Raw genomic sequence first — 24,863 nt, forward strand, 5'->3', positions numbered from 1 at the left:
GTATGAGGAAATGGGTAGGGTTAGCTAGTTCTATACTTTTGACAGTGGGCTTGTTGGCAGCCTGTAATGGAGAGGAATCTTCCACTTCGACGCCAAAAAAAGAGGATGATAGAACATTAACGATTGCAATGGGAACGGACATGGTAACATTTGACGTTCATAATCATGTAAATACTTCCACAGAAGCAATTCACGTGAATATGTTTAACTATTTGTTTAAACGAGATAACGAAACTGGAGAGATTTTACCAGACTTAGCAGAAGGTTATGAAAAAATAGATGATAAGACTTGGGAAGTGAAACTAAAAGAAGGCGTTACTTTCCATAACGGCGAAACTTTAGATTCTGAGGATGTTAAATTCTCACTTGAACGTGTTGCACATGATTCAACACTTCTTGATCACATTAACTATAACTCTATTAAAGATGTACAAGTTATTGATGAACTTACAATCCGTATTATTACAAATGAACCAGATCCAGCTTTGCTAAATAGAATTTCAAGAATTGCATCTAGTATCCTTCCTTCCGAATATATTGAAGAAAATGGAATGGATTATTTCTTGGAAAATCCAGTTGGGACAGGACCATTTAAGTTTTCCAAATGGGTACGCGACGATAGAATTGTCCTAGAAGTATATGATGATTATTTTGAAGGAAAAAATGAAGAATGGGACGAAGTGGTATTCCGTGTAATCCCGGAAAACTCTACACGTGTCTCTGAGCTACTAACAGGTGGAGTTGATATTGCAACAAACATGCCTCCAAGTGAGTGGAAACGTATTGAGGATAACGATGGCACCCATTTATCACAAGGAACTTCTAACCGGACAATGATGATATTTTTGCGTTCAACTGAAGGATATCCAACTTCTGATCCTCGAGTTAGAGAAGCTTTGGACTTGACAATTGATAACAAGGCAATAACGGATAATTTATTAAATGGCGCAGGAATACCTACCATTACACGAGTAGCGCCAGGAAACTTTGGTTTTGCTGAAGATCTTTATGACACCTATAACTATGATGTAGAAAAAGCAAAAAAATTATTGGCAGAAGCAGGCTATCCTGATGGCTTTGAAATGACCTTCCATTCTCCAAAAGGACGTTATTTACAGGATGCTGAAATAGCTGAGATGGTTGCCGGAATGTGGACTGCGATTGGGGTAAAAGCAAATGTAGAATTCATGGAGTGGAGTAGTTTCGTTGAACTTCGTAATTCAGGCAAAAATAAGGATGCTTATTTACTAGCTTTGGGTAACTCTATGTTTGATGCTGCGAATGCATTAGATTGGTATAACTACGAAAGATTTAAAGGACAAATTGATTATTACAATGAAGAAGTAGAGGGATTATTGGCAGCTGCTGCTCAAAATATGGACCCAGAAGAAAGAGCACAGCAATATATTAAAGCACAACATTTATTAGCTGAAGACACAGCTCACATTGTTTTACATCAAGAATCTATTAACGTAGGTGTGAGTGATGCAATTGATTATACTCCTACAATGGATGAAATAATTTACGTGGATTCCATTAATAAAAAGTAGGTACGGTTATCGGTAGGGAGAGCTTGCTCTTCCTTCCTTTACTATTTGGTTGTGTAAAAAAATAGTAGGTTACAATAAATCATTTCAAAATATGTGTGAGGTGACAATTGATGAACAATTACTTTGTAAGGCGAATACTACAAATAATACCTGTTTTATTAATCATTTCATTTATTGTCTTTTCACTAGTCTTTATCGCGGGAGACCCAGTTGCATTAATGCTCCCTGATGACGCATCCCAGGAAGATGTGGAGCTATTAAGAGAATCCTTAGGTTTAAACGAATCCTTTATCGTTCAATACACTACATACCTTATGAACCTTGTACAAGGTGACTTTGGAGAATCCTACCGTTATGGTCAGGACGCTATGGAAATCGTCCTTGAGCGTCTCCCCGCAACACTTGAACTAGGTATCGCAGCGCTTATAATCGCAATTGTTGTATCGATTCCACTTGGTATTTGGTCTGCTACAAAACAAAACTCTAGTCTAGACTTAGTGGCGACGGGTGCGGCTGTCATAGGAAAAGCAATGCCGAACTTTTGGTTGGGTATCATGTTAATTTTATTGTTTTCTGTCACTTTAAGTTTCTTCCCGGTTTCAGGAAGAGGGACGCTGTTACATTTGGTTCTTCCTTCCATAACTCTTGCTACTGGGATAGCTGCGGAAATGACACGACTCATCCGGTCTAGCATGATTGAAACCTTGAATCAGGATTACGTACGGACAGCGAAGAGTAAAGGTTTAAAGGATAGAATCGTAGTTTATAAGCATGCTTTCCGAAATTCACTTATTCCTGTCATAACCATTACTGCATTACAAACCTCCACTTTGGTTGGGGGGACATTGATTACTGAAACTGTCTTTTCATGGCCGGGTTTAGGTCAATTATTAATACAGGCTGTAAATACGCGTGATATGGCAATTGTTCAAGCCAGTGTATTTGTCATTGCAACACTCGTAATTCTTATGAATCTAGTAGCAGATATTCTTTACCGACTATTAGATCCACGGATTAAATATAGCTAGGGGGAAGTTAAGTTGACCCAATCACAGACAATAAGCATGACACAAAACAAACCCTCTTCTTTTAAAAGGTGGAGTAGATTACTACTTAGAAGTAAGACAGGCACAGTAGGATTCTTTATCGTTTTCTTTGTTTTCTTAGTGGCCATTTTTGCACCACTACTAGCACCACATGATCCCGCAGCTATTAATGCGGCTAATATGCTAAAGCCTCCTTTCTGGATGGAAGGTGGTAGTACTGCAAATCTATTGGGAACGGATAACCTTGGTAGGGATATTCTTAGTCGGATTATCTATGGTTCTCAAATTTCCTTATTAGTAGGTATTACCTCTGTCGTTGTTGCGGGAATTATCGGTGTTACTATTGGTTTGATAGCAGGGTATTATGGTGGTTTTATCGACAATGTGTTAATGCGCCTTGTAGATTCCTTCCTAGCAATACCAACTATTCTTTTTGCGCTAGTAATACTTAGTGTTTTTGGACCAAGTGTTATTACTCTTATTTTCGTTCTGGGTGCTACGAATTGGGTAAATTATGCACGGCTTGTACGTGGCGAAGTGCTAACTATAAAGGAACGTGATTTTGTAAGAGCTGCCCGTTCAATTGGAGTAAAAAACAATAAGATAATTATTCGTCATTTACTGCCGAATGTTATTTCCTCTTTTATCGTAATTTCTACGTTAAGTGTGGCAACAACGATCATTCTTGAAGCATCACTTAGCTTTTTGGGGCTGGGTGTTCAACCACCGACTGTTTCGTGGGGATCTATTTTAAGTGATGGAAGAGATTATTTAGCGACAAGTTGGTGGCTTGCAACTTTTCCGGGTCTAGCCATTACAGTAACAGTACTAGGAATAATATTCTTGGGTGATTGGTTAAGGGATGTTCTAGATCCTCGCTCTATCAAAAAATAATCTTAAGGAGGAATCCCTAATGGCGGAAGAAGTACTGAATGTAAAAAATCTCAAAACTTATTTCCATACTGAAAATGGGATTGTTCCCTCAGTCGATGACGTTTCAATTAGGATAAAAAAAGGAGAGACATTAGCTATAGTAGGTGAATCGGGATCAGGGAAAAGTGTGACATCCCTATCCATTATGCGTTTAATTGACTCTCCTGGAAAAATTCAGGGTGGCCAGATTTTGTTTAAAGGAAGAGACATTGTTCCTATCTCGATGAAAGAGATGCGTAACCTTCGTGGTAATGAGATTGCGATGATTTTCCAAGAGCCTCTTACTTCTTTGAATCCAGTTTTCACCATAGGAAATCAAATGGCAGAATCCATTATGTTACACCAAAAGAAGGGTAAGAAAGAAGCACGAAAGCTCAGTATTGAAATGCTGAAAAAAGTAGGAATACCAAGAGCGGAAAAAGTAATTGATTCATTTCCACATTCATTAAGTGGAGGTATGAGACAACGTGTAATGATTGCAATGGCACTCTCCTGTAATCCTGAATTATTGATTGCAGATGAGCCAACTACTGCTCTTGATGTAACAATCCAGGCTCAAATTCTTAAATTAATGAAGGGCTTAATTACGGAGTTTGATACTTCTATTTTGTTAATCACCCATGACCTAGGTGTAGTGGCTGAAATGGCAGACCGTGTAGTTGTTATGTATGCAGGTCAAGTAGTGGAGGAAACGGATGTATTTACATTATTTAGAGAACCTAAACACCCGTATACGAAAGGGCTGATGGACAGTACGCCTAAGATTCATGAATTAAAAGATGAATTAACCTCAATACCTGGAACTGTTCCAAATCCGTTAAATTATCCAAAAGGTTGTCGTTTTATGGATCGCTGTCCATATGCTATGCAAAAGTGTGCGGAAGCTCAACCAAAACTTGAAGAAATTTTGACAGATCACAAGGTCAGATGCTGGCTTCATGAAGAAAAGGTGGTTGATTTGTATGAAACAAAATCATTTGCTGGAAGTTAGAGGATTGAAAAAAGCATTTGATATATCTGAAGGTTTCTTAAAAAGAAAAAAACAGTTTCTTTATGCAGTCGATGGCTTGGACTTTTATGTGGACGAAGGAGAAACGCTTGGTATAGTAGGTGAATCAGGATGTGGAAAGTCAACTACAGGAAACTTGATTGGTCATTTACTTGATGCAACGGAAGGAGAAATTCTTTTTGAAGGAGAAGATTTGACTAAGCTAAAAGGAGAGGCTTTAAGAAAGAAACGAGCAGATATCCAAATGGTTTTTCAGGATCCTTTCTCTTCTTTAAATCCACGTATGCGAGTTTTTGATTTGATAGCCGAACCGTTGAGAACTCATAAATCTTTCAATAAAAAAGAACTCTCTGAACGAGTAATGGAACTGATGGATCTAGTTGGTTTAAACCGTTCTTATGTCAATCGATATCCACATGAATTTAGCGGGGGACAGAGGCAAAGAATCGGAATTGCCCGTGCTATTTCCTTAAATCCAAAGTTGATCGTATGTGATGAACCAGTTTCTGCGCTTGATGTATCAATTCAATCCCAAATATTAAACTTACTATCTAAATTACAAAAGGAACTAAATCTAACTTTCATTTTTATCGGACATGGATTACCAGCTGTAAAGCATATCAGTGACAGAATTGCTGTGATGTATCTCGGTAAAATAGTGGAGCTGACGACAAAAGAAAAGTTGTTTCTACATCCGATGCATCCTTATACAGAAGGTCTATTGTCCGCTGTGCCAGTTCCGGATCCTCTTCAACGAAACATTGAGGGAAGACAACTTCTGGAAGGCGATATCCCGAGTCCAGCCAATCCACCACCTGGGTGCAATTTCCATACGAGATGCCCTTATGCTCAGCAAATATGCAGTAAAAACGAACCTGTATTTGAGGAAAAATCACCAGGTCAATTTGTAGCATGTCATTTTCCTCTTAAGGATGGAAAAGGAATTATCAATGAAGAGAAAGTGATGGTAGATACTCATGGACTATCTTAAAAAAAAACTTGAACCAATGCTTAACCTCATTGAAAAATTAGTGAACATCGATAGTGGTTCAACAAATAAAGTTGGAGTCGATAAGATTGGAAAAATACTTATAGAAGAATATAAACAAATGGATTTTACTATAGAAGTTAAAGAAAATAAAGAATTTGGGAATAATATCCTAATTATGCATAAAGAAGCTATGAAGCCTGAAATTCTGCTTATTGCTCATATGGATACTGTATTTCCGATTGGAACAGCAGCAGAAAGGCCGTTTACTATTAAAAATGGCCTTGCCTTTGGTCCAGGAGTGGCTGATATGAAAGCAAGTCAGGTTACATTATTGTATGCTATGAAATATTTGTACGAGAAAAAAGATGCGGCAATGAAAAACGTCATCATTATTTTAAATAGTGATGAGGAAATAGGTTCACCTACTTCAAGGGAGCTCATTGAGGAAATTTCAAAAAATGTTAAATATGCATTGGTTATGGAACCTGCCCGTAAAGATGGATCGATTGTGTCCTCGAGAAGAGGGGGAGGCAGGTATACGTTGCATGTACACGGAAGATCTGCACATTCAGGAGTAGCTCCAGAAGAAGGCAGAAGCGCTATTGAGGAACTTGCGTATAAAACGATAAAACTTAATCATTTAACTGACCACGAACAAGGAATATCAGTAAGTGTAGGCATAGTTGAAGGTGGAGACGCGGTAAATATGATACCAGATAGCGCCACTGGATATGTGGATGTACGCGTCGAGAGTGATGAGCAAAGTTTAGAAATCGCAAAGAAAATCGAAAGTATTTGTTCAGTACCAGATGTACCAGGGACAACTATTGACTTAGAAGGCGGAATTACTCGCCCACCAATGGAACCTGATGAAAAGAACCAGAAATTACTAGAGATAGTTAAGGAAGTCGGGAATTCCTTTGGCTTGATAGTAACGGATTCTCATACGGGTGGAGGATCAGATGCATCATTTCCCTCTCACCTTGGCGTAGCAACTATAGATGGTGTAGGACCAATTGGCGGAAAACTGCACAATGAAGGTGAATACCTTGAAATAGACTCACTGACTGAAAGGTGTTTTCTGTTAGCCGAAACAGTATCAAAACTATCAGAAAGCAATTAGCAAATGATCATGTTTAAATTTATGTACACAATGCAAACTCTCTATTAGAATACGATCTACAAAGATTAATCGGATTAGAACTATTTACTAAATTACATAGTGGTGCGTAAACCTAAAGAAAAATAAACCTTGCAACCTTAGAGCGAGTGTTACTTGTAGAACCTAACTTGCTTTATAATTACTACACAACATGTGATAGTAGAGAAAGATGATACTTAGCGAGATGAGCAAGACACTACAAGCACCGCGTGGAGGCAACATATTATCATCCCACGGAAATCAACCATCTATAGTTCGTTTTTATGTATATAATTCATTAAAAGCCGAGGAGGATTTATTCGCTCGGCTTTTTAGATTTTTAAGGCTATGTTTAAGGCTAGGGTTGTTTTTTTCGTGAATCGATTTAGTTTGTGAAATGTTACACTTAAACTAACGGGGCAGGTTTAGTTTAATAAGAAGGTATATATGAAATGAATCGAAATAGTCAATAAAAGAGAGTTATTTTATATTATAATTAATTTATTAATTGGGGAAAGAGGTAAGAAAATGAAAAAAAATATGTTAATAGCGATTGCATTTACTTTAGTAGCGATGTTTACGTTCAGCATCACTTCAGAAGCTTCATCCACAAAAGTAATGTGGGGTAAAACGGAACTTAAAGCAGGGCAGATTGGTAAAGTAACACTTTACGGAGATATGGGAACATTTAAGACAGATGGCTCTAGAGGAAAAGTGTTACCAGCGGGTGGTGAGTACCGTGTCTATTCATTCCGTAAAGATATTTTCGGAGGAGAATACGGCTTAGGCGGCGGATTGTTTGTCCATATGTACGGTCCTTTGGAGTACAAAACACCTTCTAAGGCTAAGTTAGCATTACTTAATAAGTAATAATTCAATAGATTAAAAGAAATAGAAGGATAGATATTATACAATGTAGTCCAGTTTTAAGCTGGGCTATTTTTTTATGGAGGAAAAAATGTGTTTAGTGAATGCGAGGATAGTACAACGACAAGAAATTCATGAGATTGGTATGTCAATGGTTGAAGTGACAGGTTCTCAAACAAAATTAGGCGATGGTGTACAACATAATCAAGATATTTATCTCAATAAGAAAGATGGTAGTTTATTTGTAATCAGTATAGATGGACCAGTCGAACGGGGGGGTAAGTTATACCAATGAGGGATAGTATAGACCTCTTTGTTCAACTAACGGGTGCTTTGGTAATATATGGCCATCATTTCGATGGTCTATTTTTATGTGCAATATATTAAGTTGATCTCAGAATATGCATTGTGAAATGTTACACTTAAACTAACGGGGCAGGTTTAGTTGAAGAAGGAAAGATCTAAAGAACAATATAGAATCAAGAATAGTAGGAGGTAAAACATGGCTAATGAATTAAAGGGACCAATAGATTTTGTTAATATCAAAGGACAAAAACTGCATGTCAATATTATTGGTGACGGAGAAGCTATCGTCTTCCTTCATGGTGGTCCTGGAAGTGAGCATCGTTTTTTTCTTCCTCACGTTTTACCATTAGCCCAAAAGTTCAAACTTGTTTTATATGATCAAAGGGGTTGCGGTAAATCAGAACACGCTAAAAGTAATACATACTCCATGATGGATGAAGTAAAGACATTAGAATTATTGCGCAAAGAATTGAAGTTGGAAAAAATGAACCTTTTCGGAGAGTCTTGGGGTTCTATGCTTGCCTTGCTTTATGCAACTACCTACCCGGAAAGAGTTAATAAAATACTTCTAACAGCTGCTATAGGAGTTTCGGCAAAAGGATATAAAAGCTTTGAAAAAGAACTTTTGAAAAAAATCTCCTTGAAGGATAAAATAAATCTTTTTAAGGCAGATAGAAAAATGAAAAAAGGTTCTGGATCCTATGAAGATATTTTAAATATTTTAGACCCATACTACGTATTTTCAGTCGATACATTAAAAAGGAAAGAGAAGTCCAGTATGAATAGTTATGTCAATCAATTAATAGGAGAAGATATTGAAAAGAACTATGACTTAAAAAGCGAAATCTATAAATTATCTGAAATACCAATTCTAGTCGCACAGGGAAGTCATGATATTATTACACCTGCAAAAATTAAAGAGTTATTAATAAAGTACGTACCACATGCAAAATTAATTGAAATTGAAAATTGCGGTCATTGGACTGTTGTAGAAAAGCCAGACAAAATGAATACGATAGCAGAAAATTTTTTCAGCCCCAGCTTGTTCAACTAACGGTTGCTTTAGCAGAACAATGATAAACAACTACAAAGGAGTGAGCATATGATTTATGCCTTTATATACATAGGATGGCTTTTAATGCCTATCTAGTGCATTATATTTTGTTTGAATTTGGTTTCTATATTGAAAAAGGTAAAACACGAAGAAAAAACTACGGTCAATACAGTTTGGCTTACAATATCGTTTACTCTTATTATGTGGAGCATTGCAATGACAGCAGCAGGCATTAATTAAGCTAACGGGTGCTTTACTTCAAGATGGAGTAGAGCCTTTTTTCTTATCGAAACAATGACGGAGTTTAGTTGAAGAAGGAATTCGAATATAAAATAAAGAATAAGTAATAATTAAAAAATGGAGATTGTTAAGAGGGAGATGTAATGAAAAAATCATTATTCATTTTTATATTGATGTTACTTACTTTTACGACTGGGTGCAGTTCTACCACTCCGACTAATCCTTACACTGGGCGTGTTTTGAACATTGGTATCATTGGAAATTCACCTACTATAATAGAAAATAAGACAGTAAATTTTGTTCCGATTACTTTTGAAGATTTATCTAACGACAATTATAAAAACTATGATGCTGTCTTTATCATGAAAGAACAATTAGCAGAAGCCTCTAACGATAATTATTCAAAAATTTATGCTGAATTACAGAAACCAATAATATTCATTGGAACCGATTCATTGACCCCCTTCATCTCGGAAGCTATTGACTATCGTCCAAAGGATTTTCAAGAAGGATTGTTGTATTCAGTTGGGTTAATTGAAGGAACTGAATATGGCTTTGGATTATATAACGATAAAGAAAATGAAGCAACGATAAAACTTTTTTATTCTGACCTTTTTAGATTGATAGAGTAAAACAGGTAAAGTTAAAGGGAATTTCCTTCTTCCACTAACGGGTGCTTAGTAAAATGAAGAGCTGGTAGTACAGCTCTCATTTCTTGTTCAACTAAAGACGCAGTTTAGTTGAACAAAGAAATCTATTGGGGATAGTAGAATGAATACTAAAGACAACAATATACGCTCCATAAAAATTAGAAATTTAAGAATAGATGACTATGAAGTTGTTTTAAATTGGAGTAAGGATGACATTTTTGTTCAGCGAATGGCTGGGAGAAAAATAGAAGTGAAGAAGAATTGTATAGATAGTGGCTTCATTGTATAAGTAATGAATCTGAAGACTTTGTTCGAATGGGAATAGAATTGAAAGAAAGGTTAGTTGGGTATGCAGATTTAGCCTGTATTAAAGATAATGCAGCTGAATTAGGTATTGCAATTGGTGAGAGTACATTATGGGGAAAAGGAATTGGGACTAATTCTATTCTATGTATGATGGATTACGCTTCTATAAACTTAGGAATTACAATTTTTAATGCAGAAACCCACGAAGAGAATATTCGCTCCAGAAAAATGCTTGAGAAAATAGGATTTATAGAGATAAGCAGGATTGGCAATGAAGAATACTTAGGAACGGAAAACCAACTAATACAATATAGATATAAATAAATATACTTCTATTTCTTATTGAACTAACGGGTGTTTTGCAAAATATGACCATTTTTTTCGATGGTCCATTTTTATGTCCAAAATATTAGGTTGATCCTAAATATGCATTGTGAAATGTTACACTTAAACTACGGAGCAGGTTAGTTGAACAAGGAAAGAAGAAAATAAAAGGAGGAAGTGATGGAAACTAAAATGTTGTATTATAAAATATTCGAAAAGAAAGTAGAACCTGTCGATTATGTTAATTGGGCTACCCAAATGTCAGAAAATAGTGATACATCTACATCACTAAATATACTTTCTTCCCTAAGTGAAACTCTAAATATTTTTGAGGTAGAAGATTATTTTCATAGGGCAGTAAGAGAATTAAGTATGGAAGAACCCACACAGGATGAGTGTTCTAAGTATTACTTCTGGTATTTGCTAAAACAAATAATAGATAATGAATCTATTGCAATTAACTATGCATATGAAATTTACCAAGTAGTTCGTGAAGAATTTGTTAGCGAAGAATTAAATGTATGGTATGAGATCAGTGAAATGATAGACGACTATCGATATGGTGATAATGTAGAGGGAATTACAAGAGAATCTCTAATTACAACCATTGTAAAAGAAGCGGAAAAACAATTAAATTGTAACTTCTTATTGAACTAACGCGTGCTTTAGCAAAATATGATCATTATATAAAATTTTATTATGGTAAATGACAAGGAGTTTGGATAAGTATTATGGACAATAATTCATTAAGATTTGCAATAGAAAATGAAAAGTTTGATGAAGCAGAAATCATTTTAGAAGAAATTAGCAGAAGTAAGGACATTCAAGCAATTCCTTTACTTATTGAATATTTACAAAGAACTGAAAATCCTTTATTAAGAAACTCTATTGCTTTAACGTTAAGTGATATTGGGAACGAAGAAGTGGTACAACCGTTAATAGATGTTATTAATGACCCAAAAACTTTAGGTTATAGAGGAACACTATTATACGCACTAGAACCATTCGATTGTTCAGCACATTTAGAAACACTAATTTACCATTTGATAAATGGAAACTTTGAAGTACAAGCACAAGCATATCAATTGATAGAATCAATTAAAGGTGAAATATCAGATGAAGTTTTATTGAACTGTATTATAGAGGTAAAAGAAGAGTTAAATGATAAAGAAAGACAAATGGAGATATTATCAGATACGATAGAAACTTTGTGTACTTTTAAGAAAAAATAATTAAGCCTTGTTTCACTATTGGTGCTTACATAAAGAAAGTAGAAATGCTTTGGTGTCTTCTATTTCTTATTCAACTAACGGGTGCTTTAATAAAAAGGAAATAAAATAAAATGAGCTTGGAGAAAATATCCCAGCTCATTTTTTGTGTCTTACATCTACCTTTAACATAGCCATTTTTAATAAAGCTTCCCTTGTCTATACAGCACAGTAGATAAGCGAATAACCGCATGGATATAGCAATTTTGGCGAAGTGGTAAAGGATCTCCAAAATATAATGGCAGTAATGTATCCATAGTATTTTTCATTTTCGCTAGAAGCTGGTTGTACACTTCTTCCTCTGAGTAAAACTGTGTTTCTCGTCCCTGAAGCCATTCTAAATAAGAAACAATTACCCCACCGGCATTTGCTAAAATGTCTGGGATGATGATGACGCCTTTTTTGCTCAAGTAGTCGTCTGCCTCCTTAGTAGTTGGGGCATTCGCTCCTTCTACGATAATTCGAGCCTTAATATCAGCTTTATTGGAGTCATTCAATTGATTTTCTAGCGCTGCAAGGAATAAAACGTCTACATCCATTGTAAGAATTTCTTCTCTGCTTAATATAGACGCGGTGACCCCTATTTCTTTTAGCTGCTCCTCTGAAGTGGGAAGGTCGCCTTTGTTCTCGGATGAAAATTGTGCAAGTGTCTGAATATCCAGCCCATCTGAGTTATATAGAGTGACATTACGATCACTTATTGCAACGACCTTGTTTTGAAGATGTGTACAGCGAGCAGCCTCAAGCGCTGTAACTGATCCAACATTACCGAATCCTTGCACCGCAATTGTTAAAGGGCGGTTGGAATATTCCAGTGCCGTTTTGGCAAAAGGGTTTTCAGAGCTTTCTAATGTTTGCGCATGTTCCTTTACATAATTACTTAACATGTAGCGGAAGGTGAAGTAAACTCCCTTGCCAGTAGCCTCTCTACGGCCTAAAGATCCACCATTTGCAATACTTTTTCCTGTAAAACTGCCCAAGTATGGTTGCCCTTGGTTAATCTTTTTGTACTCTGCCATCATCCAATCCATCTCTCGTTCACCGGATCCAACGTCTGGTGCTGGAATGTCACGATCAGGACCAAGGACATCGTTAAAATAGCGCACATATTTTATGCAAATACGATGTAATTCCTTGTCGGTAAAGTTTTTAGGATTGATGACGATTCCGCCTTTTCCTCCACCGAAGGGTACATTATGAAGTGCATTTTTTAGCGTCATTAGAAATGCCAAATTAATAACCTCTAACTCATTAACCGACTCATGAAAACGAATACCACCCTTATACGGACCAAGGGCATCATTATGATGCACACGATAAGAGGGAATCCGAACAATTTCTCCGCTTTCCAGCGGAACACGCAGGAAAGACTTATGTATCTGATTAGGTGTAGATAGAATTGCATTCAATGAATTAAATGCCTTTGTCCGCATCTCTCCTTGTAAATCAGGCAAAAAGGTCTCGTTCTCCAATAATGCATTTAGCGACTGCTTTACAATTGATATTGTTTGTTCTTCCACTTATTTCAGCACCTCCGTAAATATAGTTCATCGGAGTTAGTTATACCCTAAACTGCTGGGAAAAAACGTAGGGAAGTTCATTAAATTTTGATAAATTCATATCCGAATGGACAAGACAAAAGGGACTTAAACAACGCTTAGATGCAGTACAACAAATTATTGAATATTCAAGGACAATCAGACCTATTAGCGAAAGCAACGCAAGCAGTGTTAAAAGCGAAAGGAAGGTGAATACTACTTCATTATATCCACCAAGTTTATTAGAAAGGGTGATTCATTTGACTAAATCTTATATGTTAAATGAGTTTGAATACACGTTATCAAACTATCGAATGAAATATAATTTAAGTTTCCACGAAAACCGTAGTAAACCTTTTACAGAAGAATGGCTCGGTTACATATGTTCGATATGTGATGTCACTAAAAAGGATAGCATATTGAGAGTTCTGGGTAGAGCGCATGTAACAAGTTTGAAGAAAGTAAGTGATTTAAGAAGGAATGGCCAATTTGAAAATTATTAACGAAAGGGTTTAGACCTTTATCATATGCAATTATATGGGCAGACTGCAGACAAAGTCAAAAAATTTGAAATTGTCTATAGTCTTTTTAATTTTAAAATCATTTATTCAGTAAAACACCTTTATTTCAATACTGGCGGTCCATGTATTAAATATGTTGATTTCTGATTAGAAAATTTGGAAACCCAAAAAGAGATTGGCTACCTTGCAGCAGCCAATCTCTTTTATTCGCTAATTCCCAAACGGTATTTCATTTTCATACTCTATTTTATATTCTTGGATTAGATTATTTTTTTCATCATTATTATTAATTAAAATGTCCCCATACACGGGTACTAAGGTATACCAATTTTCTTCTTGCAGATACTTTGTAACAAATAAATATAATTGTCCCTCTTTAAGTAGTGGATCATTTTCTACTAATATTAATTCTTCTTTTGTGTATCCACCTTGTTGATTCACTATTATGGTTTCTTCAAGATCACCTTTAATGTTATCTGTAACTTCTACTTCAAATTGAGTTTCGGGGATACCACCCAATGATTTAGTACCAGATTGTTTTAAAACTTTTCCAATGAATACATTGTCTGCCCAACCAATAAGGCGAGGAGTGTCCGACAAATCAAAGCTACTGCTGTATTCCATTGTTTTTATTATAGGATTTTCCGGTACTGAGTCATTTGTAAAGTAACTTGAAGTAAAAATACCTATTGCTAATGAAGCTACTATCGCTGGTGCAATTATAAAAGAGCGCTTAAATTTAGGTTTACCTCTTTCTGATTTCACTTTTGAAATTCCTAATTTACTTCTTTCACTAATTTCTTTTGGTATTTCTATTTTACTCATTTCTTGTTTAATTTTATTGCTCATATATATGATCTCCTTCCAAATTTTTTCGAAGTTTATTTAAGGCTCTATACAAAATAGTCTTTGTTGTACCTAAAGGAATTTCCAAAGTTTTAGATACTTCTTTTATAGTTAAATCATCATAGAACCTTAAAATAATTACACTTTTTTCGTCTTCATTTAAACATTCGATTAACTCATTTAACGTTATTTCTTCAAATATATCTTCGTTAAAATCTCCTGCTATAAAGTTTTCAAATTCTGAATTTAGAGGAAGAATATTTTTCTGTTTTCTAAGTAAATCAAGTGCACAGTTTATCGCAATTCTTATCAACCAAGTTTTAAAATATTTAGGTTCTTTTAGATTTTTTATTGATTTAAAGGACTGATATGCTGTTTCTTGAACAACATCAAGGGCATCATTTTGATTTTTCACATATACAAAAGCTACTCTGTAAATGTCATTTTCATACTTTTGAAATAATGTCAAAAATGCGTTGTCATTACCTTTTTGAGCTTTATTCACTAAATTTAAAATTTAAAACACCTCCTTATTTTCTATCAACTATTAGACGGTCTAGAACTCCATTTGGCTTTAATTTCAAGCGGAAATATGGTTTCCAACGTTATTCAGTCCCTATACATATGAACACTTATTGAAGGGCAAACTAAGAGAAACTATATCAGTGTGCATTATATTTTATAATTCACTTGTTTAGAGTAGAAATTAATGTAAATGAGTTTACTTTAATTTTCAATAAATTCACAATATATTTAATTCATTTTTAGAAAGTTTACAATACCTTTACATTCAGTTAATAAAGGGTTAAAAAATTAACATTATGATGGAAAGTAGATAGAAGTCTATAACTCTTGGAGGTTTCCCATGTTATTTAAGAAAACGATCGTTTCTCTTGTTATTCCCTTGGCGATTCTTACTGGCTGTGGAAGTGATGATACAGAACACTCAAGTGGCGATAAGCAAACTATCTCTATATCAGGATCTACTTCGGTCGGACCTTTGGCAGAGAAGTTAGCGGTGAAATATGAAGAAACAGAATCGGTCAATATAGAGGTCAATCAGATCGGATCATCTGCGGGTATTACGAATGCAACAAACGGTGTTTCTGAAATAGGAATGAGTTCTCGTGATTTAAAGGAAGAGGAAGCTGCACAATTAGAGGAAATTATCATTGCCTATGATGGGATTGTAATTGTTACACATCCATCGAATAAGGTTCAGGATTTAACGATGGAGCAGGTGAAGCAAATCTTCACTGGTGAAGTGACGAACTGGAAGCAGCTTGGCGGAGAGGATTTAGAAATTGTGGTAGTATCGCGTGAGGATGGCTCAGGCTCCCGTGATGCCTTTCAGGAAATTGTCGGCTATTCCTCCGGTGAATTGATTCGAAATGCGATTGTCGCAAGTGGGAATGGAAATATAAAGACTACTGTGGCAACTAACAAGCACGCAGTTGGATTTATATCCTTCGAGTATATTGATGAAACGATTTACCCGATGAAGATAAACGGAGTAGAGCCGACTGCTCAAAACGTGTTAGACAACAAATACAGTCTTTCAAGACCATTTTTGTTCGTATACAAAGATGGTGATTTAACGCAAGGCGGACAGAAATTTATCGATTATATTTTAGGCTCTAATGGACAGGAAATAGTTTCCGAAGCGGGTGCTATCCCTATTCTGCAATAAACAACATATGTTGAATTTACAAAATGGGAGGAAACTTGCGTGACTACACCACCATTCGAAAAGCAAACTGAAATAGAAAAAGCAAATAAACGTAAGTATTTTTTAGAAGGTTTATCTGCAAAGGTTTTCCTTGCTTGTGCATTATTATCTGTAGTGAGTTTAGCGTTAATTGTAGGCTTTGTGTTTTATAAGGGCTCTTATCCGTTTATAGCAGAGGGCTACAGCTTTATAGATTTTATTTTCGGCACAGACTGGGTTCCGAGCGAGGATAAATTCGGTATTTTTCCAATGATCGTAGCATCTCTATTCGCTACACTTGGTGCACTAATTATTGGAGTTCCGATTGGTTTATTTACAGCCATCTTCCTAGCGGAAATTGCACCTAAGAGATTAGCCAAGCTCATTTCTCCGGCTATTCAGCTTCTTGCTGGTATTCCATCTGTTTTATACGGAGTATTCGGACTCGCGATTATCGTTCCTTTATTACAGGACAATTTTGGTCTTGCGAGAGGGCAAAGCTTACTAGCAGTTATTCTAGTGCTTGCTATTATGATGCTTCCTACTATTGTTACTGTGGCAGAGACATCGATAAGAGCGGTTCCCAAATCTTACACAGAAGGCTCTTTAGCTCTAGGGGTTTCACATATTGGGACCATTTTTAAAGTAATCGTTCCTGCTGCAAAGTCCGGGATTATGGCGGCAATCGTCCTTGGTTTAGGACGAGCTATCGGGGAGACAATGGCAGTTATATTGGTTGCTGGAAACAGTCTGATTATCCCTACAAGTCTTACAGACAGTGTTCGTCCGCTAACTACGAATATTGCATTGGAGATGGGATATGCGTTTGGTACTCATCAGGAAATGCTATTCGCAACTGGGATAGTGTTATTCTCCTTTATTCTCATCTTAAATTTCGTACTAGCTAGAATTACAGCAAGGGGAGGCAACTAATATGAACAAGGTAAAGGACAATATTCTCCGAGGTCTCTTATGGTTTTCGGCCTTTATATCTGTTGCCATTCTAGTTGTAATTGTCGGCTACATATTCTACAAAGGCTTTCGATTGATCAATTTAGAGTTTATCTTCGGTGATTACTCGCCAACTGGTGGAGGAGGCATTTGGCCTATGATCGTCACCACTGTTTATTCAATTTTAATATCGTTGGCTATCGCTACACCAATCGGGATTTTGGCTGCAGTGTACTTACATGAGTATGCGAAACAAGGTCGACTAGTGAAAATAATTCGTTATGCGACTGAGAGCTTAACAGGGATTCCTTCTATTATATATGGACTGTTCGGAGCGGTATTTTTTGTTGCAACCTTGAAGCTGGGTATGTCTATCATCGCGGCATCATTAACCTTAACCATTATCGTATTACCGGTTATTATTCGAACAACTGAAGAAGCGTTAAAGACAGTGCCTAATACTTATAGAGAGGGATCTTTGGCACTTGGGACAACCAAGCTACAGACTCTTTATAAAATTATTTTACCGAGTGCAATGCCGGGAATTCTTTCGGGAATTATACTATCCATTGGGCGGATAGTGGGCGAATCGGCAGCTATTTTCTTAACAGCTGGTACAGTGGCTGCCATGCCAGAAAGTATTTTTTCTTCTGCTCGTACACTAACGGTGCATTCTTATTTAGTTACTCAGGAGACAGGAAATATTGAACTGGCGGCGGCCATTGGTATTGTGTTAATCGTGATCATCTTAATACTTAACTTATCTGCTACGTATATATCCAAGAAATTCAATAAGGCAAATCATTAAACGAAGGAGACCAACATGAAGAAATTACTTTTTAAATCTACCTCTGAGAGCTTTGGGTCAACGACTACTACTGAGCATTCGAAAATCAATGTGTATGATCTCAATTTATTTTACGGGGAGAAGCAAGCATTGTACGGTGTTTCCCTAGGTATTCAGGAAAAAGAAGTAACAGCATTGATTGGCCCTTCTGGTTGTGGGAAATCAACCTTTCTACGTACGTTAAACCGTATGAATGATTTAATCGATGGAGTTAAAATCACTGGAAAAATTGTAATTGATGAAGAGGATATATATGCAAGTCAGGATGTTATAAAGCTTCGTACGAAAGTGGGAATGGTTTTTCAAAAGCCTAACCTGTTCCCAATGAGTATATATGACAATGTTGCTTACGGTCCACGTATGCAGGGCATTAAAAACAAGAAGGCTTTAAACGAAATTGTAGAAGAAAGTCTTCGTGGCGCTGCCATCTGGGATGAGGTGAAGGACCGCCTAAAAACCTCTGCCCTTGGTCTTTCTGGTGGTCAGCAACAGCGTGTTTGTATCGCTCGTGCTATTGCAATGAAGCCAGATGTTATATTAATGGACGAACCGACTTCTGCCCTTGATCCAATCTCAACATTGAAGGTAGAAGAGCTTATCACCCAAATGAAAAAAGACTACACGATTGTCATCGTAACACACAATATGCAGCAGGCTGCCAGAATCTCCGATAAAACAGCATTCTTCTTAAATGGAGAAGTAATTGAGTACGATAAAACAGACGTTATCTTTTCAACACCGAATGATTCAAGAACAGAAGATTATATAACTGGACGTTTCGGATAACAAGATGGGAGACGGAAAATGATACGCGAAAACTTCGAAAACAATATGCAGGAGCTGGAAAATAAGCTTGCGGAAATGGTTCGAATAACTGAAGAGCAATTGGAGCAATCATACAAAGCTCTAAAAACGCAGGACATTGAGCTTGCTTTGAGAACAATAGAAAAAGACAATACGATAGATGAAATGGAAAAGGAGATAAATCAAATGGCTATTTGGTTTATCTCCAAGGAACAGCCACTTGCACGTGACTTACGCAGAATCATTGGTGTTTTGAAAATTTCGAGCGATATCGAGCGTATTGCTGATTTCGCGGTTAACATTTCAAAGGCAACTATTAAAATAGGAGAGCGACCGTCCCTATTGTATTTGACAGAACTCGAGCCGATGAAGACAGTCTCCATAGTCATGCTACAAAAATCACTAGAATCCTTTGTGAAAGAAAATATTACGCTAGCAAAGGAAGTAGCAGACCTCGATGATCAGGTCGATGCTAACAGCAAGACTAATTACCAAAATATCACACATTATTTAAGTGAACACCCAGAAGACACGAGTCAGCTCGTGCAGCTCCTGTTCATCAATCGTTTCTTAGAACGTACAGCTGATCATATTACAAATATAGCAGAAAGCACTGCCTATCTGATCAAAGGGCAGATGTATGATTTTAACTGATAAATTGATCTATTGAGTAAACTCCATGTAACTTTACCTTTAAATATAAAGGAGCCTTCGAAATTAAATTTTCGGAGGCTCCTTAAAATTGAACTCATTTACATACATGATTTGAAATTCACAAATAGTACTTTGTCATTAAAATACAAATATATATCATTATGTTGAGGAAAGACGATATGGTTAACTCAGACCGGATGAGTATGGCGCATAAGCTATTAAAAACAACGTGTGAACTACGATGGTAGCCTATCACTTATCCCGTGGGAGGTGCCCAGTTGTAGCCAAAATAAACTATATTCAAGGTAAAGGACATAATTCTTTAGTTTCCTCTATATTATTCGTATGAATCAATTATATAATTGATTCATATGTAGTTGATAAAACTATAGATTGAATTATGATATAATAGTGGAGGCTTTATGTGAAGATAATCACTTAGAGTATAACTTTGAGTGTTTGGGTAGCATAAGAGCATATAGACATTGGGTATTCCAAAGGAGGAACACGAAAGTGAGTTTAAAATATGCAATTATCGGGTGTGGACGAATCTCTCCTAATCATGTTGCTGCAGCTATAGAAAATAATTTAGATATCGTGGCATTATGTGATGTAGATGAGAGCAAAATGGATGCAACAATATCCATGTTCGAGCTTCCGGAAACAGTAAAAAAATATACTGATTACAAGGAAATGCTACAGCAGGAATCTCCTGAGCTAATCGGGATTTGTACAGAAAGTGGAAAGCATGCTCAAATCGCTTTAGATTGTATTGAACATGGAAGCAACCTAATCATTGAGAAGCCAATCGCTTTATCTTTAGAAGAAGCAGATCAAATCATTGCATTAGCTAAAGAGAAAAACGTTAAAGTAAGTGCTTGTCACCAAAACCGTTTCAATAAATCTGTTCAAAAAATGAGAGAAGCTGTAGAAGAAGGTCGCTTCGGAAGATTACTTCACGGAACTGCTCATATTCGTTGGAACCGTGGAGAAGATTATTATACACAAGCTCCATGGCGCGGAACTTGGGAGCAAGATGGCGGCGCGTTGATGAACCAATGTATACATAATATTGACTTGTTACGTTGGATGATGGGTGACGAAATCGTAGAAGTCGTTGGTATGACAGACAACTTAATGCACGGCTTCATCGAGGCAGAAGACCTTGGTATGGCTTTAGTTCGCTTTAAAAACGGAAGCTATGGAATTATTGAAGGTACTACTAATATCTTCCCTAAAAATCTTGAAGAAACGCTTTATGTTTTTGGTGAAGAAGGTACTGTTAAAATCGGTGGTAAATCCGTTAATATTATTGAAGAGTGGATGTTTGCAGATAACAAGGATAACTCCGAAGAAGTAAAAGCAAAATACTTCGAAAATCCACCATCCGTTTATGGCTTTGGTCATAACCCACTATATACTGATGTGATCGATGCGATTAAAAATGACAGAGATCCTTATGTAACAGCAGTGGACGGTAGAAACGCACTTGAGCTAGTGTTAGCAATTTATAAATCAGCTGCAGAAGGCAAAAGTGTTAAGCTTCCAATGGAAAAATGCAGCACAATGGATTTTAAAGGAAGATTTTCGAAATAATATAGCGTACTCTAGCAGCCGAATTTACCTTCGGCTGCTTTTTTCATATTTCTTAAGGTGATAATATTATTCGAATAATGTAGAAAATATAGAATAAAATACCTTTTTCCTTCTGAAGGATTTATAATAGAGTTACTTACTATTAATTAGATAGAAAGAAGGGAAGCATTTGTCTTCTATTAACCAGCAACTTTATAGTTATTTAATCGAAAACTCTCAAAATATTACCAAACAGTGGTTTGAGGAAAAAAGAAAGTTTACAGATCCTTTTTACTCGAATAATCCGAACCCTCAGATAGATGTGATACTTCAAGAACAGCATGCGCTAACTATTAGAACGGTAGCTAGTGCTTTATGGGAGGGTGAAAATTCCTTTCCTGAACTTTTAGACATTTGGGCAGAAAATGTTGCAAAAAATAGAGTAGAAAATAGTATAGCTATTCATAATGTAATTGAAGCACTCAATAAAACTAGGGAGACCATTTGGAGTTTTGTAGAATCTTTTGTGAATGAAAAAACAGATAGCATTACTCATGGCGATATATTGAAATGGAGCTCTGTCTATAATATATCTTTCGATCGGTTAATTTTTGAGTTTTCTAAACGCTATTATCTTCTTTCTAATACTCGTTTTAATGCACAGCAAACGCTAATCCGAGAATTGAGCAGTCCAATTATCCCTATTTTAGAAAAGGTTGGTGTATTGCCGATCGTTGGGGATATTGATACATATCGTGCGAAGTCTCTAACTGATGAAATACCACAAAAGTGTATAGAGCTTGGTATAGATAAGCTATTTATCGATATTTCCGCAGTACCGATTATAGATACGATGGTCGCAAATGAGTTGTTCAAATTTATGGAGATTTTAAGCTTACTAGGCATTCAGCCATTTGTATCAGGTATTAGCCCAGAGGTTGCTCAAACTTCTGTCCAATTAGGATTGGACTTCGGGAATATTTCTACTTATAGTTCATTAAGACAAGCTTTGCTACGTACGGGTGTTTACAAAAATATGTAATATTTATAGTGGGGCAGCTGAAGTTCACTCTTTAGCTGCTTTTATTAGGTTTCTCGTGTTTAAGATAAGAAGTAGCTAGAAAGTGCAAGGTGAGTATAAATGTCTAAAGTTCTTTCTTTTGTTGCTGTGATTTTATGGATGGGTTTGATTTTCTTTTTCTCCAGTCAACCAGCTGCGGATTCAAAAGAGTTAAGCTTAGGAGTCACGGAAATGTTTTTATCGATAGTGGAGATGGCAGCTCCTGATTCGGATTTGTTTATGGAGAACTCTCATCATTTTGTACGAAAGAATGCACATTTTTTTATTTATTTCGTTTTAGGAATATTGGTAGTACGTGCATTAAGGTTGAGCAAATTTTGGAACAAGAAAGATATTGGGTTAGCGTTCTTGATTTGTGTCATTTATGCGATTAGTGATGAGCTGCATCAACTGTTTGTACCTGGAAGAGGGGCACAAGTGAAGGATGTATTGCTTGATAGCGCCGGTGCTTTAGTTGGTATCTTGCTATACAGATGGCTGATAGGATTAAGGAATAAACGTAAAGCATAGTATTGTGGAAGATGGGAGTGAAGGGTCATATTAAAGGGAAATAGTTCTACAGAAATTAAGAAATACATAGATTCTCCAGAAGAAATACAGCGACTTTATAAAAGAACTCTATGGATTGTCGTTTTGTCACAGATATTCGGAGGAGCAGGGCTTGCGGCTGGAATCACAGTGGGTGCTTTGATTGCTCAGGATATGCTAGGGACGGATAGTTATGCAGGAGTGCCTACAGCGTTATTTACATTAGGGTCAGCTGGAGCAGCGTTAATCGTTGGGAGAATGTCTCAGCGTTTTGGTAGGAGGTATGGCTTGTCTTCTGGGTTTATCGTTGGTGGTATAGGAGCTATAGGGGTAGTTATTGCTTCTCTGAGTGAAAGTATTGTATTGCTGTTTGTATCACTTTTAATATATGGCGCTGGGTCTGCAACGAATTTACAGGCAAGGTATGCTGGTACGGATTTAGCTAGTGCAAAGCAACGAGGAACGGCAATTAGTGTGGCGATGGTATCTACCACTTTAGGGGCATTTGCAGGTCCCAATTTAGTTGGGGTGATGGGTGAATTTGCTACTTCTATAGGAGTTCCATCGCTTGCAGGTCCTTTTATATTGGCAGCGGCTGCTTATATTTTAGCTGGGGCTGTTCTTTTAATTTTATTGAGACCTGATCCTTTAGTTATTTCGACTGCTATTAACAAGCATAAGGCAGATGTGAGTGCTAGTAACGATTTTGAGGAGCAAGTAGAGGATAAAATGGGTATTTATACTGGAGCCGCGATTATGGTCATCACTCAAGTCGTGATGGTTTCCATAATGACGATGACACCTGTTCATATGAGGCATCATGGGCATGATTTAAATGCTGTCGGCTTAGTGATTGGATTTCATGTGGCGGCAATGTATTTGCCTTCACTGGTTACAGGAATGCTTGTAGACCGCTTTGGACGAATGGCAGTGGGTGTTGCTTCCGGTTTTACTTTGCTTGCAGCAGGGCTTGTGGCTGCGTTTGCTCCCGGAGACTCCTTAGGGATGCTCATTTTGGCATTAGCGTTGTTAGGTTTAGGATGGAACTTTGGTTTAATTAGTAGCACCGCTTTGATAGTAGATTCTACTGTGCCTGCGACGAGAGCTAAAAGACAGGGATCGGTGGATGTATGGGTTGCACTGGCAGGTGTCTCTGGTGGGGGATTGTCCGGTGTAATCGCTGCGCAAACTAGCTACATGATGTTGTCTTTAGTTGCTGGAATTTTGTCGTTCGTGTTAATAGTTGGTTTGTGTAAAGTTCCTAATCGGGTTTGGAGATTTTCTTGGAAAAGTTAAAGATTTTAGTTGAATGGGCTGTCTTTTTTGTCTAATACTCAGTGATTTTAGGTGTTTTACTACAATTTTGGCTTGTTTTACGACAATCGAGACCTATTTTACTACAATCAACACGAATTTTACGACAATCGAATATTAACAAGAAAAAGCTCCCGAATCTAGGAGCTTTTTCTTTTCTATAGTCCTTCTATAAAAGGAATCATTTTAAAGGCTAGTTTCTTATGACCAGCATCATTTAGATGAATACCATCGATCATATAACGCTCACGGTACCAAGTTAGCCATGGATATTGATTGGCTTGGTGATAAAGATTCGAGCAAGGGATTCCGTATTTTGCAGTTACTTCTAACTCAGCTCTCACCATTGCTTCCAGCTGAGGGTTAGTAGGCTGTCCCACATCGCGTCTAAACTGGGTGAATGTAGCGATGGTTGCGTTTGGAAACATATTGATAGCTGTGCTGATAGTGTGATCTAATGCACCATAAAAGGAAGAGAGGGCATCAGTATCACCTAAAGTACCTAAAACAAAGGGCTTCTCCGTTTCAGCATAATCATTACCGCCTCCTAAGAAGGTGATTAAATCTGCCTCTTTATCTACCTCATCTAATCTTAGGTAGAATGCCTCGTAACCAGCCTTCCAAGTATTGAACCACCCAGATCCACTTTTTCCTAAGTTTTGTACTTTTAACCCAAGATCTTCAGAGATGTAGCCGGGATATTTTATTTCACCGGCCCAATTGAGCTCCGTGTTACTGTCACCAACGACTGTCCAATTTTTATTGTTCCATCTGCTTATGAATAGTGGACTATACAAGATTTAACCCTCCT

Annotated in this window: 27 protein-coding genes; 23 read left to right on the forward strand and 4 right to left on the reverse strand. The window is 36.8% G+C overall.

Going from position 1 to position 24,863, the window contains the following annotated elements; translation table 11 throughout:
• The first annotated feature begins 2 nt into the window (after nt 1-2).
• The 14 genes from ACQKNZ_RS03845 (at nt 3) to ACQKNZ_RS03910 (ending at nt 11,649) form a co-directional block, all read left to right on the forward strand.
• Nucleotides 3-1,550 (forward strand): ABC transporter substrate-binding protein, encoded by a 1,548-nt coding sequence (locus tag ACQKNZ_RS03845; RefSeq protein ID WP_427658231.1) that lies wholly within the window; start codon nt 3-5, stop codon nt 1,548-1,550.
• A gap of 110 nt (nt 1,551-1,660) precedes the next feature.
• Nucleotides 1,661-2,578, forward strand: coding sequence for an ABC transporter permease (locus tag ACQKNZ_RS03850; protein ID WP_144537270.1), 918 nt, complete (start codon nt 1,661-1,663; stop codon nt 2,576-2,578).
• Nucleotides 2,579-2,614: 36 nt separating this feature from the next.
• Complete coding sequence (locus ACQKNZ_RS03855) at nt 2,615-3,490, forward strand: ABC transporter permease (protein ID WP_144538221.1); 876 nt, start codon at nt 2,615-2,617, stop codon at nt 3,488-3,490.
• 19 nt (nt 3,491-3,509) lie between these two features.
• Complete coding sequence (locus ACQKNZ_RS03860) at nt 3,510-4,520, forward strand: ABC transporter ATP-binding protein (RefSeq protein ID WP_144537272.1); 1,011 nt, start codon at nt 3,510-3,512, stop codon at nt 4,518-4,520.
• A complete protein-coding gene (locus tag ACQKNZ_RS03865) occupies nt 4,492-5,529 on the forward strand; it encodes an oligopeptide/dipeptide ABC transporter ATP-binding protein (protein WP_144537274.1) in 1,038 nt (345 codons plus the stop codon). The genes ACQKNZ_RS03860 and ACQKNZ_RS03865 overlap by 29 nt, the downstream gene beginning before the upstream one ends.
• Nucleotides 5,516-6,652, forward strand: a complete 1,137-nt coding sequence (locus ACQKNZ_RS03870; RefSeq protein WP_427658234.1) for a M20 family metallopeptidase — start codon at nt 5,516-5,518, stop codon at nt 6,650-6,652. Before ACQKNZ_RS03865 ends, ACQKNZ_RS03870 begins: the two co-directional genes overlap by 14 nt.
• Nucleotides 6,653-7,198: 546 nt before the next feature.
• Nucleotides 7,199-7,540: a hypothetical protein gene (locus ACQKNZ_RS03875; protein WP_144537278.1), complete on the forward strand. Its 342-nt coding sequence runs from the start codon at nt 7,199-7,201 to the stop codon at nt 7,538-7,540.
• A 76-nt stretch (nt 7,541-7,616) separates the two neighbouring features.
• Nucleotides 7,617-7,832, forward strand: coding sequence for a hypothetical protein (locus tag ACQKNZ_RS03880; protein ID WP_144537279.1), 216 nt, complete (start codon nt 7,617-7,619; stop codon nt 7,830-7,832).
• A gap of 207 nt (nt 7,833-8,039) precedes the next feature.
• The gene (locus ACQKNZ_RS03885) at nt 8,040-8,897 is read left to right on the forward strand and encodes an alpha/beta fold hydrolase (protein WP_144537281.1); all 858 of its coding nucleotides are present in this window, start codon (nt 8,040-8,042) and stop codon (nt 8,895-8,897) included.
• 383 nt (nt 8,898-9,280) lie between these two features.
• On the forward strand, nt 9,281-9,769 hold the full coding sequence (locus tag ACQKNZ_RS03890) for a hypothetical protein (protein ID WP_151111141.1): 489 nt from the start codon (nt 9,281-9,283) through the stop codon (nt 9,767-9,769).
• 139 nt (nt 9,770-9,908) lie between these two features.
• The gene (locus tag ACQKNZ_RS03895; protein WP_225215883.1) at nt 9,909-10,076 is read left to right on the forward strand and encodes a hypothetical protein; all 168 of its coding nucleotides are present in this window, start codon (nt 9,909-9,911) and stop codon (nt 10,074-10,076) included.
• A gap of 26 nt (nt 10,077-10,102) precedes the next feature.
• Nucleotides 10,103-10,417: a GNAT family N-acetyltransferase gene (locus ACQKNZ_RS03900; RefSeq protein ID WP_225215882.1), complete on the forward strand. Its 315-nt coding sequence runs from the start codon at nt 10,103-10,105 to the stop codon at nt 10,415-10,417.
• 258 nt (nt 10,418-10,675) lie between these two features.
• A complete protein-coding gene (locus ACQKNZ_RS03905) occupies nt 10,676-11,074 on the forward strand; it encodes a hypothetical protein (protein ID WP_427658238.1) in 399 nt (132 codons plus the stop codon).
• Nucleotides 11,075-11,148: 74 nt separating this feature from the next.
• Nucleotides 11,149-11,649, forward strand: a complete 501-nt coding sequence (locus tag ACQKNZ_RS03910; RefSeq protein ID WP_154311381.1) for a HEAT repeat domain-containing protein — start codon at nt 11,149-11,151, stop codon at nt 11,647-11,649.
• Nucleotides 11,650-11,825: 176 nt separating this feature from the next.
• Here the strand turns inward: ACQKNZ_RS03910 and ACQKNZ_RS03915 are convergent, their stop codons facing one another.
• From ACQKNZ_RS03915 to ACQKNZ_RS03925, 3 genes are all read right to left on the reverse strand, one after another.
• A complete protein-coding gene (locus tag ACQKNZ_RS03915; RefSeq protein ID WP_191696586.1) occupies nt 11,826-13,205 on the reverse strand; it encodes a Glu/Leu/Phe/Val family dehydrogenase in 1,380 nt (459 codons plus the stop codon).
• A 749-nt stretch (nt 13,206-13,954) separates the two neighbouring features.
• Nucleotides 13,955-14,593 (reverse strand): hypothetical protein, encoded by a 639-nt coding sequence (locus ACQKNZ_RS03920; RefSeq protein WP_427658240.1) that lies wholly within the window; start codon nt 14,591-14,593, stop codon nt 13,955-13,957.
• The gene (locus ACQKNZ_RS03925; protein ID WP_229653935.1) at nt 14,583-15,095 is read right to left on the reverse strand and encodes a sigma-70 family RNA polymerase sigma factor; all 513 of its coding nucleotides are present in this window, start codon (nt 15,093-15,095) and stop codon (nt 14,583-14,585) included. Before ACQKNZ_RS03925 ends, ACQKNZ_RS03920 begins: the two co-directional genes overlap by 11 nt.
• A gap of 360 nt (nt 15,096-15,455) precedes the next feature.
• Between ACQKNZ_RS03925 and ACQKNZ_RS03930 the strand changes: the two genes are divergently transcribed.
• The 9 genes from ACQKNZ_RS03930 to ACQKNZ_RS03970 all read left to right on the forward strand — a co-directional run bounded on the left by ACQKNZ_RS03930 (nt 15,456) and on the right by ACQKNZ_RS03970 (nt 24,034).
• Complete coding sequence (locus ACQKNZ_RS03930; RefSeq protein WP_144537289.1) at nt 15,456-16,280, forward strand: phosphate ABC transporter substrate-binding protein; 825 nt, start codon at nt 15,456-15,458, stop codon at nt 16,278-16,280.
• Between the two features lie 39 nt (nt 16,281-16,319).
• A complete protein-coding gene (gene pstC, locus ACQKNZ_RS03935; protein WP_144537291.1) occupies nt 16,320-17,231 on the forward strand; it encodes a phosphate ABC transporter permease subunit PstC in 912 nt (303 codons plus the stop codon).
• Between the two features lies 1 nt (nt 17,232).
• Nucleotides 17,233-18,057 (forward strand): phosphate ABC transporter permease PstA, encoded by an 825-nt coding sequence (pstA, locus tag ACQKNZ_RS03940; protein ID WP_144537293.1) that lies wholly within the window; start codon nt 17,233-17,235, stop codon nt 18,055-18,057.
• A gap of 15 nt (nt 18,058-18,072) precedes the next feature.
• The gene (gene pstB / locus ACQKNZ_RS03945) at nt 18,073-18,882 is read left to right on the forward strand and encodes a phosphate ABC transporter ATP-binding protein PstB (protein WP_151111126.1); all 810 of its coding nucleotides are present in this window, start codon (nt 18,073-18,075) and stop codon (nt 18,880-18,882) included.
• An 18-nt stretch (nt 18,883-18,900) separates the two neighbouring features.
• Complete coding sequence (phoU, locus tag ACQKNZ_RS03950; protein WP_144537296.1) at nt 18,901-19,554, forward strand: phosphate signaling complex protein PhoU; 654 nt, start codon at nt 18,901-18,903, stop codon at nt 19,552-19,554.
• A gap of 513 nt (nt 19,555-20,067) precedes the next feature.
• On the forward strand, nt 20,068-21,150 hold the full coding sequence (locus tag ACQKNZ_RS03955) for a Gfo/Idh/MocA family protein (RefSeq protein WP_144537298.1): 1,083 nt from the start codon (nt 20,068-20,070) through the stop codon (nt 21,148-21,150).
• Nucleotides 21,151-21,319: 169 nt separating this feature from the next.
• On the forward strand, nt 21,320-22,171 hold the full coding sequence (locus tag ACQKNZ_RS03960) for an STAS domain-containing protein (protein WP_154311380.1): 852 nt from the start codon (nt 21,320-21,322) through the stop codon (nt 22,169-22,171).
• A gap of 99 nt (nt 22,172-22,270) precedes the next feature.
• The gene (locus tag ACQKNZ_RS03965; protein WP_427658245.1) at nt 22,271-22,720 is read left to right on the forward strand and encodes a VanZ family protein; all 450 of its coding nucleotides are present in this window, start codon (nt 22,271-22,273) and stop codon (nt 22,718-22,720) included.
• A gap of 27 nt (nt 22,721-22,747) precedes the next feature.
• Nucleotides 22,748-24,034: an MFS transporter gene (locus tag ACQKNZ_RS03970; protein ID WP_154311378.1), complete on the forward strand. Its 1,287-nt coding sequence runs from the start codon at nt 22,748-22,750 to the stop codon at nt 24,032-24,034.
• Between the two features lie 176 nt (nt 24,035-24,210).
• Here ACQKNZ_RS03970 and ACQKNZ_RS03975 read toward each other — a convergent pair whose 3' ends face one another.
• Complete coding sequence (locus ACQKNZ_RS03975) at nt 24,211-24,849, reverse strand: SGNH/GDSL hydrolase family protein (protein ID WP_427658247.1); 639 nt, start codon at nt 24,847-24,849, stop codon at nt 24,211-24,213.
• Nucleotides 24,850-24,863 lie beyond the last annotated feature (14 nt).

The organism is Psychrobacillus sp. NPDC093200 (assembly GCF_050280345.1).
Taxonomy (GTDB): Bacteria; Bacillota; Bacilli; order Bacillales_A; family Planococcaceae; genus Psychrobacillus; species Psychrobacillus faecigallinarum.

What these genes read in the sequence shown, in the direction of transcription:
- ACQKNZ_RS03845 (WP_427658231.1), top strand. Translation starts at nt 3, where the DNA reads ATGAGGAAATGGGTAGGGTTAGCTAGTTCTATACTTTTGACAGTGGGC.
- ACQKNZ_RS03850 (WP_144537270.1), top strand. Translation starts at nt 1,661, where the DNA reads ATGAACAATTACTTTGTAAGGCGAATACTACAAATAATACCTGTTTTA.
- ACQKNZ_RS03855 (WP_144538221.1), top strand. Translation starts at nt 2,615, where the DNA reads ATGACACAAAACAAACCCTCTTCTTTTAAAAGGTGGAGTAGATTACTA.
- ACQKNZ_RS03860 (WP_144537272.1), top strand. Translation starts at nt 3,510, where the DNA reads ATGGCGGAAGAAGTACTGAATGTAAAAAATCTCAAAACTTATTTCCAT.
- ACQKNZ_RS03865 (WP_144537274.1), top strand. Translation starts at nt 4,492, where the DNA reads ATGAAACAAAATCATTTGCTGGAAGTTAGAGGATTGAAAAAAGCATTT.
- ACQKNZ_RS03870 (WP_427658234.1), top strand. Translation starts at nt 5,516, where the DNA reads ATGGACTATCTTAAAAAAAAACTTGAACCAATGCTTAACCTCATTGAA.
- ACQKNZ_RS03875 (WP_144537278.1), top strand. Translation starts at nt 7,199, where the DNA reads ATGAAAAAAAATATGTTAATAGCGATTGCATTTACTTTAGTAGCGATG.
- ACQKNZ_RS03880 (WP_144537279.1), top strand. Translation starts at nt 7,617, where the DNA reads ATGGAGGAAAAAATGTGTTTAGTGAATGCGAGGATAGTACAACGACAA.
- ACQKNZ_RS03885 (WP_144537281.1), top strand. Translation starts at nt 8,040, where the DNA reads ATGGCTAATGAATTAAAGGGACCAATAGATTTTGTTAATATCAAAGGA.
- ACQKNZ_RS03890 (WP_151111141.1), top strand. Translation starts at nt 9,281, where the DNA reads ATGAAAAAATCATTATTCATTTTTATATTGATGTTACTTACTTTTACG.
- ACQKNZ_RS03895 (WP_225215883.1), top strand. Translation starts at nt 9,909, where the DNA reads ATGAATACTAAAGACAACAATATACGCTCCATAAAAATTAGAAATTTA.
- ACQKNZ_RS03900 (WP_225215882.1), top strand. Translation starts at nt 10,103, where the DNA reads ATGGGAATAGAATTGAAAGAAAGGTTAGTTGGGTATGCAGATTTAGCC.
- ACQKNZ_RS03905 (WP_427658238.1), top strand. Translation starts at nt 10,676, where the DNA reads ATGTCAGAAAATAGTGATACATCTACATCACTAAATATACTTTCTTCC.
- ACQKNZ_RS03910 (WP_154311381.1), top strand. Translation starts at nt 11,149, where the DNA reads ATGGACAATAATTCATTAAGATTTGCAATAGAAAATGAAAAGTTTGAT.
- ACQKNZ_RS03920 (WP_427658240.1), bottom strand. Translation starts at nt 14,593, where the DNA reads ATGAGCAATAAAATTAAACAAGAAATGAGTAAAATAGAAATACCAAAA.
- ACQKNZ_RS03930 (WP_144537289.1), top strand. Translation starts at nt 15,456, where the DNA reads ATGTTATTTAAGAAAACGATCGTTTCTCTTGTTATTCCCTTGGCGATT.
- pstA (WP_144537293.1), top strand. Translation starts at nt 17,233, where the DNA reads ATGAACAAGGTAAAGGACAATATTCTCCGAGGTCTCTTATGGTTTTCG.
- pstB (WP_151111126.1), top strand. Translation starts at nt 18,073, where the DNA reads ATGAAGAAATTACTTTTTAAATCTACCTCTGAGAGCTTTGGGTCAACG.
- phoU (WP_144537296.1), top strand. Translation starts at nt 18,901, where the DNA reads ATGATACGCGAAAACTTCGAAAACAATATGCAGGAGCTGGAAAATAAG.
- ACQKNZ_RS03965 (WP_427658245.1), top strand. Translation starts at nt 22,271, where the DNA reads ATGTCTAAAGTTCTTTCTTTTGTTGCTGTGATTTTATGGATGGGTTTG.